This is a genomic window from Spirosoma flavus (assembly GCF_054778555.1).
Map to the genome: position 1 here is coordinate 787,190 of NZ_BAAGZL010000001.1, position 15,352 is coordinate 802,541.

Consider the following 15,352-nt stretch of genomic DNA (forward strand, 5'->3'; position numbering starts at 1 on the left):
CCGGTTCTTTCCGTTCGTTTGGTAGGAGTGCAGTTTGGTGTGTAGATGGCCATAAAGCTATTTACGTTCAGAAAACCTTCGGACGATTTTCAGGTTGAATCGACAAATCGTTATTTAATTCGTTATATATCCAAACGTTGTGTTAACTGCCTTATGAATGTTTTTCGCGTTGGCGCTTTACTGGTTTTTTTGGGCATGACATTAACGGCCCTGGCGCCGAAATCCGACGATCCTGATGCGGTATTGGGACGGTGGCTGAGCCATAAAAAGCGAAACCAGGTTCAGATTTATAAGCAGGGAAATAAGTACTACGGCAAGCTGGTCTGGATGCTGGAACCTAACGATCCAGTAACGAAAAAACCGAAACTCGACAGCGAAAACCCTGACGCAAGCCTCCGCAGCCGTCCGCTTATGCAAATGATTCTGGTGTCTAATCTTTCCTATAAAGGAAACAATGTCTGGGGTGATGGCGAGGTCTATAATCCCGAAGACGGAAAGACGTATGGTTGTGAACTCATACTCAAAGATCCTAATTTGCTCGATATGCGTGGCTACGTAATGGGTATCAGTATGCTCGGAAAAACACGTACCTGGACACGAGTAAAATAAATTGAAATTGTTGAATCATAATTAAAAACGCCAGGACTAGTCCTGGCGTTTTTTTTGCTGTTAACAAGCGGGAAATTCAATCATTTATCGCTGTTTTTAACGAAAAATGGGCTCTTTTTATTTATGCATTTTATCTATTAGTAACTTACAATAGCCTATTGGGCCGTTCAATCAATTTGTTTTGAAATCCATTGATTCTATATTCTTAATTATGCAAATTTGCTTCAGTCAAAAGTAACATAATGTTTCACTTTAAATTTACAACAGATGAAAAACGTAAACTTTCTACACGTTTTACTGGTAGCCAGTCCAATACTGGCAAACGCTCAAAATTATGTAGCTACTTCCCCATCTTCTGCGACGCCAGGGAATCAAAACACAATTGTTGGTATTGGTGCCGGTAACACTACGTTAACGGGAACACGAAACATCTTCCTGGGTAGTGGCGCAGGGCCCCTAAGCACGACTGGTTTCGATAACACGTTTATTGGCGTGCTGGCAGGAGCAAAGAACACGACTGGGTTCTCGAACGTGTTTTTAGGACTTAACTCGGGTGCTAATAACGTATCCGGACAGAGTAACCTCTTTATGGGTGCCTATTCAGGCCAATTCAATACTACAGGAAACTATAACCTGTTTATTGGTAACGGTTCAGGGCAAAACACAACCGGCGGCAATGGTAATACGTTCATTGGTGACGGCTCAGGTAATGCGAATACCACAGGAACTCAAAATACGTATATCGGACAGTATGCAGGGTTCTTAGGTAACGTTACAGCGTCTAAGAATACGTTCATTGGTTGGGGTGCGGGAAGTACAAGCTCTACTTCAGTTGTGAGTGGTGCAACTGCTATCGGCGCCGATGCTGTTGTTACGAAAAGCAATGCAGTTGTCATAGGAGCCACTAACGTACAGGTGGGTATCGGTAACTCTTCCCCAAATAACAAACTGGAGATTACGGCCGGAACAACAAACACGTCGGGTCTGCGCTTTACCAGATTAACCCAAAGCTCACCCAGCTCTAGCTTGTTAGATCTGAGCATAACGTTAAACCCGCTAGCTCCACTTGTTAAAGTGTTAACAGTGGATGGCAACGGCGATGTGAAACTGGTGGGACTTTCTCTGAGCTTGCTGGGTGGCGGATTAGGTTTACGTGAAGGAGCTGGTTTGTGGGAAAGCAAAGCTGGTTTTGCGCAAAATACGAACCAGGAAGGCGTTATCATTGGTAACGGCATCACCAGTACGCCAAAAGATTATAACCTGTTCGTAAGCAAAGGTATCCTGACCGAAAAAGTGAAAGTAGCCGTGAACGGTACGTCGGAATGGAGTGACTATGTGTTCGATAAGTCGTACAAACTGAAAAACCTGTCGGCTGTAGAAAACTACATCAAAACCAACAAGCACCTGCCTGGTATTCCTTCGGCTCAGGAAATGGTTGAGCAAGGCAACGATCTTCACAAAACCGATGCTAAACTGCTGGCTAAAATTGAAGAGCTGACGTTGTACATGATTGAGATGAAGAAGGATAATCAGCAGCTCCAACGGGCTGTGAACAACCTGAAGCGTCAGAACAAAGCCATCAATCAAAAACTGCAACACGCTGTTCGGTAAGGCTCGCTACATAAACGATTTTCAGCTATGAAACAGCACCTTATCAAAATTATGGCACTGGTAGCGGTAGGTACCTACTGCCAGGCACAGGAGGTAATAACGGCAGCGGTGGAGTCGAGCGCCCCTCAGACACAACACTCCGCTACGCAGTTGATCGCTCGCAATCAGATTTCGCAACGGGCTAGCGTGATCTATACGGCTGGTGAATCGGTTGTACTACAACCGGGTTTCCAGGCGAAAGCGGGGTCGATTTTCACGGCGAGTATTCGTACACTTCCGGTTGAGCAGGCCTTTTCGAAAGATCTGACCATAACGGCTTATCCCAATCCGTTTCGTCAGGAAACTCGCGTCGAGTATTCACTGCCGCGAAACAGTCAGGTTCGGGGTGTGTTGACCAATCTACAAGGTCAGGTGGTTAAGCAGTCTGCCAACACCGAATTCCAGGAAGCTGGTAGACACCAACTAGACCTGTCGGGAAGCGATTTGCCAGCTGGTACGTATATCTACCAGTTGCAAACCGGCACTGAGCAGAAGTCGATACGTTTGGTAAAGCAACCGTAGTGATATGAGCCAACGTTAATTGGCGTTCTATATCGCTTTTCATTCCACCCAGTCCGTAAGTCACGTTCGTGATTTATAGACTGGGTGGAATTGTTTTAGAAAGTATCCGAGGGGAAAACACTACGAAAGAAAAAAGAGAAGCAGATAAGCGTAATACTCTTTCAGGTAGGACTTTAACAAACGTAGCGCCTTGGTGATGTGCTGTTCGACGGTTTTTTCAGAAATGGCGAGTTGCTGAGCAATTTCCCGATTTGACTGCCCTTTTCGGCTACTTAAAAAAACTTCCTTGCATTTGGGCGGTAACAATTGAAGCCCTTTTTCGTAATGCTCCTGCAAATCGGAAGCGAGCAACTGCTGATCTGTCGCATCAGTATATTCCTCCTGCTGCGTTTCTAACTGTGTATAGTAGTATTGACGCGTATACTCTTTCCGATAGTGCGAAATAATTAGATTCTTGGCCGTCGAAAATAGATACGAGCGGCTCGATTCGATAGTTTGGCTGCTACGTTGCCTCCAGATACTGATGAAGGCTTCCTGGACAATTTCCTGCGCAACAAACTGGTCGTTTACTTTACTGAATGTATAATTGAAGAGTGGTCGAAAATAGCAATTATAAAGGTCGGCAAACTCCTTTTGATCATTACTTTCATCGGAATAAGGCCTAAAAATTGAGCTCATAGCCAGAATTTCCTAAGTCCGTATAATTTTTTACAAAGATCGAACGGCTTTATTTTTAATCGTTTTCCGGTGGATTAAGAATTCGTACGCTTTTTTCTACCAATATTAATAAATAATTAACAGTAATATGTCGAGCATAATGACCTAAATGCAAACAGCAGCATAAATTCTGGTGAGATTCATCATCGAATGCGCTTACAACGTAATACAGTCGCTGGGAACGTATCAACTACGTTTTTTATAGCCAGTAGATTGTTACGTATCGGTTTGAAAGCAGTACACTATTTTTACCTATATACTTCATGAAAAAAGGCCTTTTGCATGCTGCTACGTTTGCGCTGATTGGTGGACTGGTGGCCTTCCGCCCTCAACTGGTAATACCTACAACCAAATCCACAATTTCTGCACGGTATGCCCCAGCGCCCAAAAATATAATTTACATTCTTGCCGACGACCACCGTTACGATTTTATGGGTTTCATCGGAAAAGTGCCCGGTCTGAAAACGCCAAATCTCGACCGGCTGGCCAGCGAAGGCGCTCATATTCCCAATGCGTTTGTTAGTACGGCACTCTGCTCGCCCAGCCGCGCTAGTATCCTGACCGGTCAGTACGCCCACACGCATAAAGTTGTCGACAATTTTGCGCCACTGACACCCGGACTGAAGTTTTTTCCGCAGTACCTGCAGAAAGCGGGTTACAAAACGGCTTTTCTGGGTAAATGGCACATGGGTAACACCGACGATGCTCCCCAGCCGGGATTTGATTACTGGCTGAGTTTCAAAGGGCAAGGCGTTTACTACAACCCTACGTTTAACATCAACGGCAAGCAGGTAGCCCATAAAGACAGTAGCTACACCAGCGATTTGTTGACGGATTACGCCTTGAAATGGCTTGGTACGTTAGACAAAACAAAACCCTTCTGCCTGTATCTATCGCACAAAGCGGTTCACGCTGATTTCCAGCCCGCACGTCGTCATCGGAATGTGTATAAAAACATGCCGATTCAGTATCCGGAAACGATGTACCTGACCGCCAGCGACACCAGTAAAATCTGGGGACCCAAACCTACGGTCAGCCCCAATCTGAAAGTCAACATGGCTGACATGCCCAACTGGGTGAAACAGCAACGGTATAGCTGGCACGGCGTCGATTATTTGTATCACGGCACCATCGATTTCAACGATTTCTACCGGCAATACTGCGAAACGCTGTTAGGCGTGGACGATAGCGTAGGACGCGTTTTGAAATGGCTGGAAGACAATGGCCAACTGGAAAACACGATGGTCGTGTACATGGGCGACAACGGTTTCAGCTTCGGCGAACGCGGCCTGATCGACAAACGGCACATGTACGAAGAGTCGATGCGGGTGCCCCTGCTGGTACGTTGCCCGGCGGTGGTGAAAGGCGGCACAAAAGTTCAGCAGGTGATTCAAAACGTCGATCTGGCGCCGACGTTTCTAGCGTATGCCGGTCTGTCGAAGCCCACGCAAATGCAGGGAAACTCGTTTCTACCCATCCTTAAAGGTGAAAAAATCGCCTGGCGCGACCGGGCTTTTTACGAGTATTACTGGGAAGCTGATTTTCCGCAAACACCTACCATGTTCGGTGTTCGAACGGATCGCTATAAATACATTTTCAACCACGGCGTTTGGGATGCCAACGAACTCTATGATTTGCAGACTGACCCGCAGGAAGTGAACAACCTGATACGTAGCAAAGAGCATCAGGCAATTGCCAAAGACCTGCGCAACCAGGTTTTCGACTGGCTCGAATCGACTAACGGCTTGCAGATTCCACTCCATCCTATCCGCCAGCAACGTAACGACCATCGCTATAAGGGCAATTACTGATACGTAACGTAGTGTTTTGGAAACGTCAAATGCTCACATCTGGCATTTTCAAAACACTACGTTACGTATCAGCTACAGCCGCATTTCTTTATAAAATCTGCATAACGGAAAAATTACCAGACATTTGCGGCACCGTTATTCGTTATAGTTCGGTATGAAATCCGCGTTTCTCTCTACGTTTATCGTGATAGCCGCTTTAATTGCGGTCAATGTGTTATCCGCTTTTGTGTTTTTCCGGCTCGATCTGACGCAGGAGAAACGCTATACGCTCTCCGAAGCAACCGAAACACTGCTGACTAATCTGCCCGACGATATCCACGTAGATGTCTACCTCACAGGTGATTTACCACCAGCTTTCAAACGGCTGGAAAACGCCGTACGTGAAACGCTGGACGAGTTCCAGGCCCGCGCCGGCCGTACCATTACGTATCGATTCATTAATCCCGACGTCATTACTAATCCTGAAGCCAAAGGAAAATTGATTGATAAGTTGCAGCAACGCGGCTTACTGCCTACAAATCTGGTTGCAAACGAAGGTGGGAAACGTACCGAAAAGCTGGTATTTCCGGGAGCAATTGTGTCGTATCAGGGAAAAGAGTTAGGGGTTTTGTTTTTGAAAGGAAACAAAACGGATTCGAAAGAAGAGCAGTTAAATCAATCGTATGAAGGCGTTGAGTTTGAGTTAGCGTCGACCATTCGGAAACTGACGCAGACAAAGGAAAATCGCCGACATATCGGGCTTTTGTACGGGCATACGCAGGTGCCGCCCTCGCGATTTGCCGATTTACTGGCGTCGGTTCAGCAGAATTACGATCTGTTTTTTGTCGACATGACCAAACCCGGCCCTATCACCGGAATTGACGCATTACTGGTGCTAAAACCTGATACGCCCTTCTCTGAAGATGATCTATTTAAGCTGGATCAATACGTAGTGAACGGCGGACGTGCCCTGTTTTTCACGGATGGTCAGCGCGTTGATTCGGTTAGTACACAAGGGACATATGCCCAGCCGTTGAACCTGAATCTCGACGATTTATTTTTCCACTGGGGCGTACGTATCAACCGCGACGTAGTGAAAGATATTTATTGCGCCCCCATTCCGATGAATGTCGGTAATATGGGCGATAAGCCTAACATTCAACTGGTTCCGTGGCGATTTTACCCCTTGCTGAATAATTTCGGCACCAGCGGCAATCCCATCGTTCGTAACCTCGATATGGTGCTGGGCCGGTTTGTCAGTACGTTGGATACCGTTCGGGCGGCAGGGATTCAGAAAATACCGCTGTTGCTTACATCGCCATACACGAAAATTCTGAAAACGCCGGCCCTGATTTCCTACAACGAAGCCCATCAGCAGCCCGACCCCAAAACCTACGACGGTGGGACACGTATCGTAGGCTGTTTGCTGGAAGGCAAGTTTCAGTCGATGTATGCGAACCGCATTTTGCCGGGCGATACACGAGCCGCTGGATTTAAGTCAAGTGGTGATTTCTCGCGGGTGCTCGTCTGCTCCGACGGCGATCTGGTGATCAACGATGTCGATTATAAACGTAATGTGCCTTATCCACTGGGCTTCGATCATTACACACGTAACACCTTTGCTAACAAAGACTTTGCTCTGAACGCTATTGATTATTTAGTCGATCCCAAGGGCGTGATTGCCGCCCGTTCACGTACCGTTACGTTACGTCCGCTCGACAAAATTCGGGTTGATACGAACCGGACCGGATGGCAGTTGCTCAACCTGCTTGGACCACTGTTGCTGGTGGGCGTAACGGGGGTAATCTGGCAGGTGCTACGTCGCCGGAAGTATGGTGTCGGGTAGTTTTTGGGACAGATTTTAGTTCGATGAAGAGAAATAACTCCACCGAAATTACGCTACGTTGGCGAGTACATTTGTCGAAATAGTGCCTTTACGTTAACAGAATTTACCCTTTAACGTAATGAAATCTAGCCGAATAAATAGCTTTTTAACGTTCTGTCTATTAGCTGGTAATCAGTGGGTACAGGCGCAGCAGGCCCACGTTAATCTGGACTGGAATCCGCAGAAAAACACGCAGAATCTGGTACCTTATGGAGCAAGCGTTATCTCGCCCGAAGTTCGCGACGACCGTACCGTTACGTTCCGGCTGAAAGCGCGCGATGCCAAACAAGTGATGCTGGCAGGTAGCCCCATGCTGCTGGCGTTATCGGCAAAAAGGCCGATTCCTTTTCAGAAAGATAACGACAGCCTCTGGTCGCTGATGGTTGGGCCGATTAAGCCAGATATTTACGTTTACAAGTTCATCATCGATGGCGTTATGGTACCCGACCCGAACAATACGTTGACGGGTTTTAACGATCAGCCGGGTTACAGCAATCTGGTCGTTTCCGGCGATGGACCCGCTTATTACGATGCCAAGCCCGTGCCGCACGGAGCCGTTACCCGCCACATTTATCATTCTGACGTATTGAAAGGCGAGCGGGAAATGTACGTCTACACACCACCCGGTTATTCGCCAAAACAGAAATATCCGGTACTTTATCTGGTCGGTGGCAGTGGCGAACTGGCATCAGGATGGACCCTCGACGGACGCGCTAACTTCATCGCCGATAACCTCATTGCTGAAAAGAAAATGGTGCCGATGATTATTGCCATGCCTAATAATCAGGTTGTTCACCGCAGCGATCCGAATCATACCGAAAAAACGTTTCCGCTTTTTGAAGAGGAATTGAAGAAACAGATTATTCCGTTCGTCGATAAAAGCTACAGCACCCGCGCCGATCGGAAAGGGCGCGCCCTGGCTGACCTGAGTATGGGTGGACGGCATACGCAATTTGTCGGGTTAAAAAATCTGGATTTGTTCAGCTCGTTCGGCGTCCTGAGCGCGGGCGACCCAAACACCGAAACGGTCAGCGCTACGTTCCTGAATGATCCGCAAGCCAATCAAAAAGTTGACTATCTGCTGGTGGGTCAGGGCACACACGAAGCTGACGCGCCCATCGGCAAACGGGTTATTGCGCTGCACGAAGCCTTGCAGAAGCACAATATTAAACACGAGTATTACGTCGGTGGCGACGGCGCTCACGATTGGGGCACCTGGCGACACCTGCTGTACTATAAACTCCTTCCCAACTTGTGGAAGAAATAACAGTTCAATGCCATCTCAACTAAACACGTAGTATGCACCTCTCTAAAAAAAGCCTGATCGTAGGCATTGCGAGTCTTTCCTTGTTTGCTGGTACATGCTTGTATGCACCATCGGCGCTGGCGCAGGCTCCACAGCGGACACCAACGCCAAACGATACGTTGAAATCGCCTAACGTACTGGCCGATAAGCGTGTTCTCATCCAGATTTATGCGCCCAAAGCGAGCGAAGTAATCGTTGCGGGCGATTTCCTGAATGGAGCAAAACCGGTTAATCTGAATAAAAACGAGCAGGGTGTCTGGTCGGCGGCAATCGGTCCGTTAACACCTGATTACTACACCTATACCTTGATGGTTGATGGCGTTCGGACTATCGATCCAAAAAATCCGGTCATCAAACAGGGGATTGCCAGTTTGGAAAACGTATTGATGGTGCCTGGCTCTGAAACGGCTTTCGAAGACAACAAATCGGTGCCACACGGTGAAGTACGTGAGGTCTGGTATTCGTCCAATACGTTGGGAATGATGCGCCGGATGCACGTCTATACGCCCCCCGGTTACGAAGCAGGGAAATCAAAATACCCCGTCTTTTATCTACTGCACGGCGGGGGTGACGATGATACCGGCTGGAATTCCATTGGTCGGGCTGGATTTATCGTCGATAATTTGCTGGCAGCCGGAAAAGCCAAACCCATGATTATTGTGATGCCAAACGGCAGTATGCCCGCCCGACCCACTGATAGCCCGGATATGATGCAGCGCATGAGCCAAATGCGGGCGCTGTTTGCCGATGAGCTGCTGAAAGACATTATGCCGCTGGTCGAAAAAACGTATCGGGTGAATACGTCTCCCGAAAATCGGGCACTGGCCGGCCTCAGCATGGGTGGTTTCCAGACGCTGGACGTGGCATTGACCCGGCCCGAACTGTTCAATTACGTCGGCGTTTTCAGTTCGGGATTCTTTGGTAGTGCAATTGATGAGGCCGAAACTCAATACGCGAAGGCGCTCAACGATCCCAATTTTAATAAAGGCAAAAAGTTATTCTGGGTTGGAATTGGCAAAGACGATTTTGTGATGGATGCCAACAAAAAAACGCTGGCCCTGCTCGACAAACACCATATCAAATATCAGTACAAAGAAACGTCTGGCGGCCATACGTGGATCAACTGGCGACAGTACCTCAACGAATACGTACCGATGCTATTTAAGTAGACGTTTAGAAGCAGTTTGAATAAATGCACCGTCGCGTAGCGACCAAAGGTTTGTAGCGAGAAAGTCCCAATTCAGTTTCGTCGCGTAGCGACCAAACTGACAGCCTAGGATTTGTTGGGTCGCTACGCGACGATTTCGTTGGTCTAGCTATCTTTCTGAGACGCACCATTACCCACAAAAATTCGTAACTTGGCTATTCTTCTCTAGCCCTATGGCAGCTATAAAACTTACCATAAATAATCAGGCTCACACGCTGGACGTGGACCCTGATATGCCCTTACTTTGGGCCATCCGCGACGTAGTGGGACTAACCGGTACTAAATTTGGCTGCGGCATTGCGCAGTGCGGAGCGTGTACAGTCCATTTGGCCGGTACACCGACACGATCTTGCAGCATTCCAGTTTCGGCGGTGGCTGGCCAAAAGATTACGACCATCGAAGGCATCTCGAAAAATGGTGACCATCCGATTCAGAAAGCCTGGATTGAACATCAGGTGCCGCAATGCGGCTATTGCCAATCGGGGCAAATTATGTCGGCGGTGGCGTTGCTGAAACAAACGCCCAAACCAACGGATGAGGATATTGATACCGCCATGCAGGGAAATATTTGCCGGTGCGGTACGTACAACCGAATCCGGCAGGCCATTCATACGGCCGCATCTGAAATGAATGCCGCCCCCAAAGTCCCTAAAACCACGCCTAAAATCGGTAAGCGATGAGCCAGAATCCTACTCCGAAAACCGAAAAATCGTCGCGCCGGGATTTCCTGAAAACCATCGGCCTGACCGGCACTACGTTGGCGCTGGGTTTCCCATCGACCGAACTGCTCGCCAGCCCCGTTCTGAATTTAAGTGCATTACCTGAAACGGTTGAACTGACGCCCTACGTACTGATCGAAAAAACGGGACGTATTACGTTAATGAATCCACGTCCGGAAATCGGGCAGGGAACGTATCAGTCGGTGCCAGCGCTAATTGCTGAAGAATTGGAAGTCGCACTGGATAAAGTCGTCATTAAACAAACGGGTGGCGAAAGCAAGTATGGCGAAATGTGGTCGCAGGCGGTGGGCGGCAGCGGTTCGATCCGGGGCGGATATAAGCAAATGCGCAAGGTTGGTGCATCGGCCCGCGAAATGCTCATCAAAGCCGCCAGCGATCAGTGGAACGTACCGGTTGCCGAATGTTTCGCCGAAAACGCGACCGTTATCCATAAACCGAGCGGCAAAAAACTAACCTACGGCCAACTGGCCGAAACGGCCGCCAAACTTCCGGTTCCGAAAGAGCCGAAATTGAAAGATCCGAAGCAGTTTAAGATTTTGGGTAAATCTACACCCCGCCCCGACGTACCACCCAAGGTGACAGGGCAGGCTCAGTTTGGTATCGATGCCAAAGTGCCGGGTATGGTGTATGCGTCTATTGAGCGTTGCCCGGTTTTGGGCAGTAAACTGGTTAGTTTCGATGCCACGAAGGCACTGAAGGTAAAAGGCGTTCAGAAAGTAGTTAAAGTCGAACGTATCGTTGGCAAGAATCACTACGAAGGTGTTGCTGTGATTGCCGACAATTATTGGGCAGCCAACAAAGGACGTAAAGCGTTGACTGTGAAGTGGGACCATCAGCAGCACGATACGTTCAACTCCGCCGAGTACGAAAAACAGCTACGTGAACTAGCGAAAAATGAGGGCGTAGTTGGCCACAATGCCGGCGATTTCGACAAAACCTTTGCCGACGCACCAACCAAACTCGAAGCCTTCTACGAAACGCCCATCGTGAGCCATTCGACGATGGAGCCAATGAACGCCACGGCTCACTACAAACCCGATGGCAAAGTCGAGCTTTGGCTATCGACGCAAGGGGGTGATTTAACGAAAGATGCCGTTGCCAAAGCGCTGAAAATTCCGGCCGACAACGTAACGGTGCACGTACTGTTCAACGGAGGTGGTTTTGGACGAAGACTCGCGCAGGATTTTGCCACGGAAGCTACGTTACTCTCGAAAACCATCGGTAAACCTGTCAAAGTTGTCTGGACGCGCGAAGATGATACGCGTCTTGGGCCTTTCCGTCCGATGACGTTCTCGGCTATGCGCGGAGCACTTGCCGCCGACGGGAAAGCCGTTGCGTTTCAGCACAAGGTTATTTCGCCTTCTATCGATGCTACAATGGAAGAGAAATACGACCAAACGAAGCCCGATGGAACCATGCTTGAAGGTACGGGCGAACAGAAATATGAGATCCCAAACCTGAACACGCGCTACGTTCATGCCGAGATGCACATTCCGCTAACGTACTGGCGATCAGTAACGAGTTCGACGGTGGCGTTTGCGCATGAGTGTTTTCTGGACGAGATGGCGCATAAAGCCGGGCAAGACCCGATGGCGTACCGGTTGGGTATGCTCACAAAAGAAACTGACGCTAAACGAGTGCTTGCCAAACTGAAAGAGGTGTCGGATTGGGAGAAACCCTTACCTGCCGGAAAAGGGCGTGGTGTGGCTCAATGGGAGTTTTTTGCTGGATTGGCCGGGCAGGTTGTCGAAGTGTCGAAAAATAACGCTGGAGGGATTACGGTTGATAAAGTCTATTGCGTAATCGACCTTGGCACAGTCGTTAATCCAGACACGGTAAAAGCACAGGTCGAAGGAGCCATTGCAATGGCGTTGACGGCGGCAACTAAAGACGGTATTACGTTCGAGAATGGACAGGCGAAACAAGCCAACTTCGACGCCAACCGAATGCTACGTATCAACGAAATGCCGAAAGTTGAGGTGCACATTCTGGCCGAAGGTGGGCCAACCATCAAAGGTGTCGGTGAGCCGGGGCTGCCGCCGTTAGCTCCTGCCTTAGCCAATGCCGTTTTTGCCGCCACGGGTAAGCGAATCCGTCGACTGCCGTTCGATCTGGAAAAAGTTTAGAATGGTTGTTTGGATTATCCAGCAGGCATATGGTTTCATTCGACGATGTTTGGTTAGCGGCTTGTGGCTGTATGGCGGCCGATTCGTCTAACCATGATAATCTATTTAATTGAGTATCAACCTTAATTATTCATTACGTTGCAGCCTGTTCCTATTAAAACCACCGTTGTTGGCTCGATGCCTTTTCCCGGCTGGCTCGAATTCTCCAGTCAGCATCTGGCGCAGTTTGGCCCTGCCGACATTAATGAAATGATTGAAGATGCTGTCGTTACGTCGGTGCATGACCAGGTTGCAGCCGGATTGGATGTGATTACTGATGGTGAACAAACGCGCTTCGATTTTAACCTGTCGTTTTACGGCTATATCAACGGCATCCAGAACAACGATACCGAACTACGTCGATTTGGCCCGCCTGCTCACGATCAGCGTGGAAAGCATAATATCATCGAACCGTTAACAGCTCCCAAAGGTCTTGGCGTGGTAGAAGAATACCTCCGCTTGAAACGGCTGGCACCCGAAGGGCAAGGTCTTAAAGTTTCGATTCCGGGGCCTTATACGCTCAGCGGACGATTACTTCCTGGCAGTTTATATAAAGATCGCTGGGAGGTAACGGAAGCTTTATTGCCGCTGGTGAATCAGGAAATTGCTAAACTGGTCGAGTTGGGCGTGCCGGAAATTTGCGTCGATGAGCCATCAATGTCCTGCTACGCTTACCGTGAGGACACCAAACGTTTCGTCGATATTTTCAACCGGACAGTAGCGCCTGGCGTCGGGAAAACCCGGCTGTCGATGCACCTGTGCTTCGGAAATTACAAAGGGCGTTCGGTGGGGAAAAAGACCATCGCGCCTATGCTACCCGATTTTCTGGACATGACCGTTGATGAACTCCATTCAGAAATGACCATCCTAAACTTTTCGGAAGTGAATCTGCTGGAACGTTTCGCTGAAAAATTCGACGTAGCAGTTGGCGTCATCGACGTAAAAAGCTACTATATCGAAACCCCCGAAGACGTAGCAGAACGCATCCGAAAATGCCTGCCTTACGTCCCCGCCGAGAAATTAGCTGTTGCCCCCGACTGCGGACTAAGCCAAACCGCACGCTGGGCCGCCAAACAAAAGTTAGCGAACATGGTGGCTGGGGCAAAGATTGTCAGGGATGAGGTCTGATCGGACCGCCGACGCGGCTGGGATTTAACGGATTGATGGATTTTCTGGATTTTGTTTTTCGCTTTTTTTGAAGCGTTTTATCAATAACAAAATCCAGCAAATCCATCAATCTGCTAAATCCCGGTTCAGACTATCCGATACCACGCACCGCTCATTCGCTAGTTTATCTAAACTCTCATCAAGCAGCATTTGGGTTTTGGCGTTGTCGAAATACGTAGCAAAGGAAGTTCGTAACTCTTTACGTTTCATTGCTTCCAGAAAACGCCGAACGTCATCCTGGGTTTCGAGGAGTAGGGGAGGGACTTCGGTAGGCTGGTCGTCTTCACCTTTAGCGACCATCGTAAAATAGCTGGTATTTGTGTGCTTAATGACAGATGTCGTTACGTTCTCGGCGATAACTTTGATACCAACTACCAACGACGTTCGCCCGACGTAGTTGACCGACGCCATCAGCGAAACCAATTCGCCAACCTCCACCGGCTGTCGAAAATTCACACCATCAACGGACACCGTTACGCAATACCGTCCCGCATGTTTGGCCGCGCAGGCATAGGCCACTTTGTCCATCAGCGAGAGGAGAATACCTCCATGTACCCGACCGCCAAAGTTGGCGTACGACGGAATCATCAACTCCGTCAACGTAGTACGCGAATAATTAACAGGCTTGGCGTTCATAAGTGGAATAAATTAATCCTGAAAATCCCGGTTCAGACAATCATAACAAATATCCTTAAAAATAAAAAAAGCCGCTACGTAGCGGCTTTAAACAAAATCCTATAAATCCATCAATCTGTTAAATCCCAGTTCAGACAATCAAACGGCGAAACTCTCCCCGCAACCGCAGGTCCGACTTGCGTTCGGATTTTTGAACTGGAAACCTTTTCCATTCAGTCCGTCCGAGAAATCGAGTTCGGTACCCGCCAGATAAAGCAGGCTTTTGCGGTCTACCAAAATCTTAATGCCTTTATCTTCAACAACATGGTCAGTCGGTTGCTGTGTGGCATCAAATTGTAAATCGTACATCAGCCCCGAGCAACCACCGCCCTGTACACCCACGCGAATGGCGTATTCATCGGCAAGGCCATCTTTCTGGCGGAGTTCAATAATTTTGTTTTTAGCAACTTCCGAAACCGTAACCATAGTTGTAATCGAATCAATTTTGACGCATATCGATGCTTTCTCTATAACTTTCGCCCAAACGGAAAAGTTCTTTAAACGCCTATGCTGACCAACGTAGAACATATCGGAATTGCCGTCCGCGACATTGCCGCATCAAATGAGCTGTTTACCAAACTCCTGAACGTAGCGCCCTATAAATCGGAAACAGTGGCTTCGGAAGGCGTTGCTACGTCCTTTTTTCAGGTCAATCAGACAAAAATTGAACTTCTGGAAGCGACTCATCCCGACAGCCCGATTGCAAAATTCCTGGAGAAAAAAGGGGAGGGAATTCATCATGTTGCCTTTGAAGTAGATGACATTCAGACCGAGATGGAACGGCTAAAAGCAGAGGGCTTTACGTTACTGAATGAAACCCCCAAGCTTGGGGCCGACAATAAATTAGTGTGTTTTCTGCATCCGAAAGGTACCAATGGCGTGCTGGTGGAGCTGTGTCAGGAACGTAAGGAATAACCAA

At 48.5% G+C, this 15,352-nt stretch carries 14 protein-coding genes; 11 read left to right on the forward strand and 3 right to left on the reverse strand.

Features of this window, described 5'->3' with window-relative positions; translation table 11 throughout:
* Nucleotides 1-153 precede the first annotated feature (153 nt).
* The 3 genes from ACYVF1_RS03070 to ACYVF1_RS03080 all read left to right on the forward strand — a co-directional run bounded on the left by ACYVF1_RS03070 (nucleotide 154) and on the right by ACYVF1_RS03080 (nucleotide 2,781).
* Complete coding sequence (locus ACYVF1_RS03070; protein ID WP_461075495.1) at nucleotides 154-609, forward strand: DUF2147 domain-containing protein; 456 nt, start codon at nucleotides 154-156, stop codon at nucleotides 607-609.
* A 267-nt stretch (nucleotides 610-876) separates the two neighbouring features.
* Complete coding sequence (locus ACYVF1_RS03075) at nucleotides 877-2,220, forward strand: bZIP transcription factor (RefSeq protein WP_461075497.1); 1,344 nt, start codon at nucleotides 877-879, stop codon at nucleotides 2,218-2,220.
* Between the two features lie 27 nt (nucleotides 2,221-2,247).
* Nucleotides 2,248-2,781: a T9SS type A sorting domain-containing protein gene (locus ACYVF1_RS03080; RefSeq protein WP_461075499.1), complete on the forward strand. Its 534-nt coding sequence runs from the start codon at nucleotides 2,248-2,250 to the stop codon at nucleotides 2,779-2,781.
* 120 nt (nucleotides 2,782-2,901) lie between these two features.
* On the opposite strand, the gene ACYVF1_RS03085 is transcribed toward ACYVF1_RS03080, so the two are convergent.
* The gene (locus ACYVF1_RS03085; RefSeq protein ID WP_461075501.1) at nucleotides 2,902-3,459 is read right to left on the reverse strand and encodes an RNA polymerase sigma factor; all 558 of its coding nucleotides are present in this window, start codon (nucleotides 3,457-3,459) and stop codon (nucleotides 2,902-2,904) included.
* Between the two features lie 302 nt (nucleotides 3,460-3,761).
* Between ACYVF1_RS03085 and ACYVF1_RS03090 the strand changes: the two genes are divergently transcribed.
* From ACYVF1_RS03090 to ACYVF1_RS03120, 7 genes are all read left to right on the forward strand, one after another.
* On the forward strand, nucleotides 3,762-5,309 hold the full coding sequence (locus ACYVF1_RS03090; protein ID WP_461075503.1) for a sulfatase family protein: 1,548 nt from the start codon (nucleotides 3,762-3,764) through the stop codon (nucleotides 5,307-5,309).
* Between the two features lie 154 nt (nucleotides 5,310-5,463).
* Nucleotides 5,464-7,134 (forward strand): gliding motility-associated ABC transporter substrate-binding protein GldG, encoded by a 1,671-nt coding sequence (gene gldG / locus ACYVF1_RS03095; protein WP_461075505.1) that lies wholly within the window; start codon nucleotides 5,464-5,466, stop codon nucleotides 7,132-7,134.
* A 118-nt stretch (nucleotides 7,135-7,252) separates the two neighbouring features.
* The gene (locus tag ACYVF1_RS03100; protein WP_461075507.1) at nucleotides 7,253-8,440 is read left to right on the forward strand and encodes an esterase; all 1,188 of its coding nucleotides are present in this window, start codon (nucleotides 7,253-7,255) and stop codon (nucleotides 8,438-8,440) included.
* Nucleotides 8,441-8,472: 32 nt separating this feature from the next.
* Nucleotides 8,473-9,648: an esterase gene (locus ACYVF1_RS03105; protein ID WP_461075509.1), complete on the forward strand. Its 1,176-nt coding sequence runs from the start codon at nucleotides 8,473-8,475 to the stop codon at nucleotides 9,646-9,648.
* A 211-nt stretch (nucleotides 9,649-9,859) separates the two neighbouring features.
* The gene (locus tag ACYVF1_RS03110) at nucleotides 9,860-10,366 is read left to right on the forward strand and encodes a (2Fe-2S)-binding protein (RefSeq protein WP_461075511.1); all 507 of its coding nucleotides are present in this window, start codon (nucleotides 9,860-9,862) and stop codon (nucleotides 10,364-10,366) included.
* Nucleotides 10,363-12,552: a xanthine dehydrogenase family protein molybdopterin-binding subunit gene (locus tag ACYVF1_RS03115; RefSeq protein ID WP_461075513.1), complete on the forward strand. Its 2,190-nt coding sequence runs from the start codon at nucleotides 10,363-10,365 to the stop codon at nucleotides 12,550-12,552. The genes ACYVF1_RS03110 and ACYVF1_RS03115 overlap by 4 nt, the downstream gene beginning before the upstream one ends.
* A 138-nt stretch (nucleotides 12,553-12,690) precedes the next feature.
* A complete protein-coding gene (locus ACYVF1_RS03120; protein WP_461075515.1) occupies nucleotides 12,691-13,719 on the forward strand; it encodes a methionine synthase in 1,029 nt (342 codons plus the stop codon).
* Between the two features lie 105 nt (nucleotides 13,720-13,824).
* On the opposite strand, the gene ACYVF1_RS03125 is transcribed toward ACYVF1_RS03120, so the two are convergent.
* The gene (locus ACYVF1_RS03125) at nucleotides 13,825-14,394 is read right to left on the reverse strand and encodes an acyl-CoA thioesterase (protein ID WP_461075516.1); all 570 of its coding nucleotides are present in this window, start codon (nucleotides 14,392-14,394) and stop codon (nucleotides 13,825-13,827) included.
* A gap of 138 nt (nucleotides 14,395-14,532) precedes the next feature.
* Complete coding sequence (locus ACYVF1_RS03130; protein WP_190887967.1) at nucleotides 14,533-14,859, reverse strand: HesB/IscA family protein; 327 nt, start codon at nucleotides 14,857-14,859, stop codon at nucleotides 14,533-14,535.
* Nucleotides 14,860-14,940: 81 nt separating this feature from the next.
* Here ACYVF1_RS03130 and mce point away from each other — a divergent pair, with 81 nt between their 5' ends.
* Nucleotides 14,941-15,348, forward strand: coding sequence for a methylmalonyl-CoA epimerase (mce, locus tag ACYVF1_RS03135; RefSeq protein ID WP_461075518.1), 408 nt, complete (start codon nucleotides 14,941-14,943; stop codon nucleotides 15,346-15,348).
* The last annotated feature ends 4 nt before the right edge of the window (nucleotides 15,349-15,352 follow it).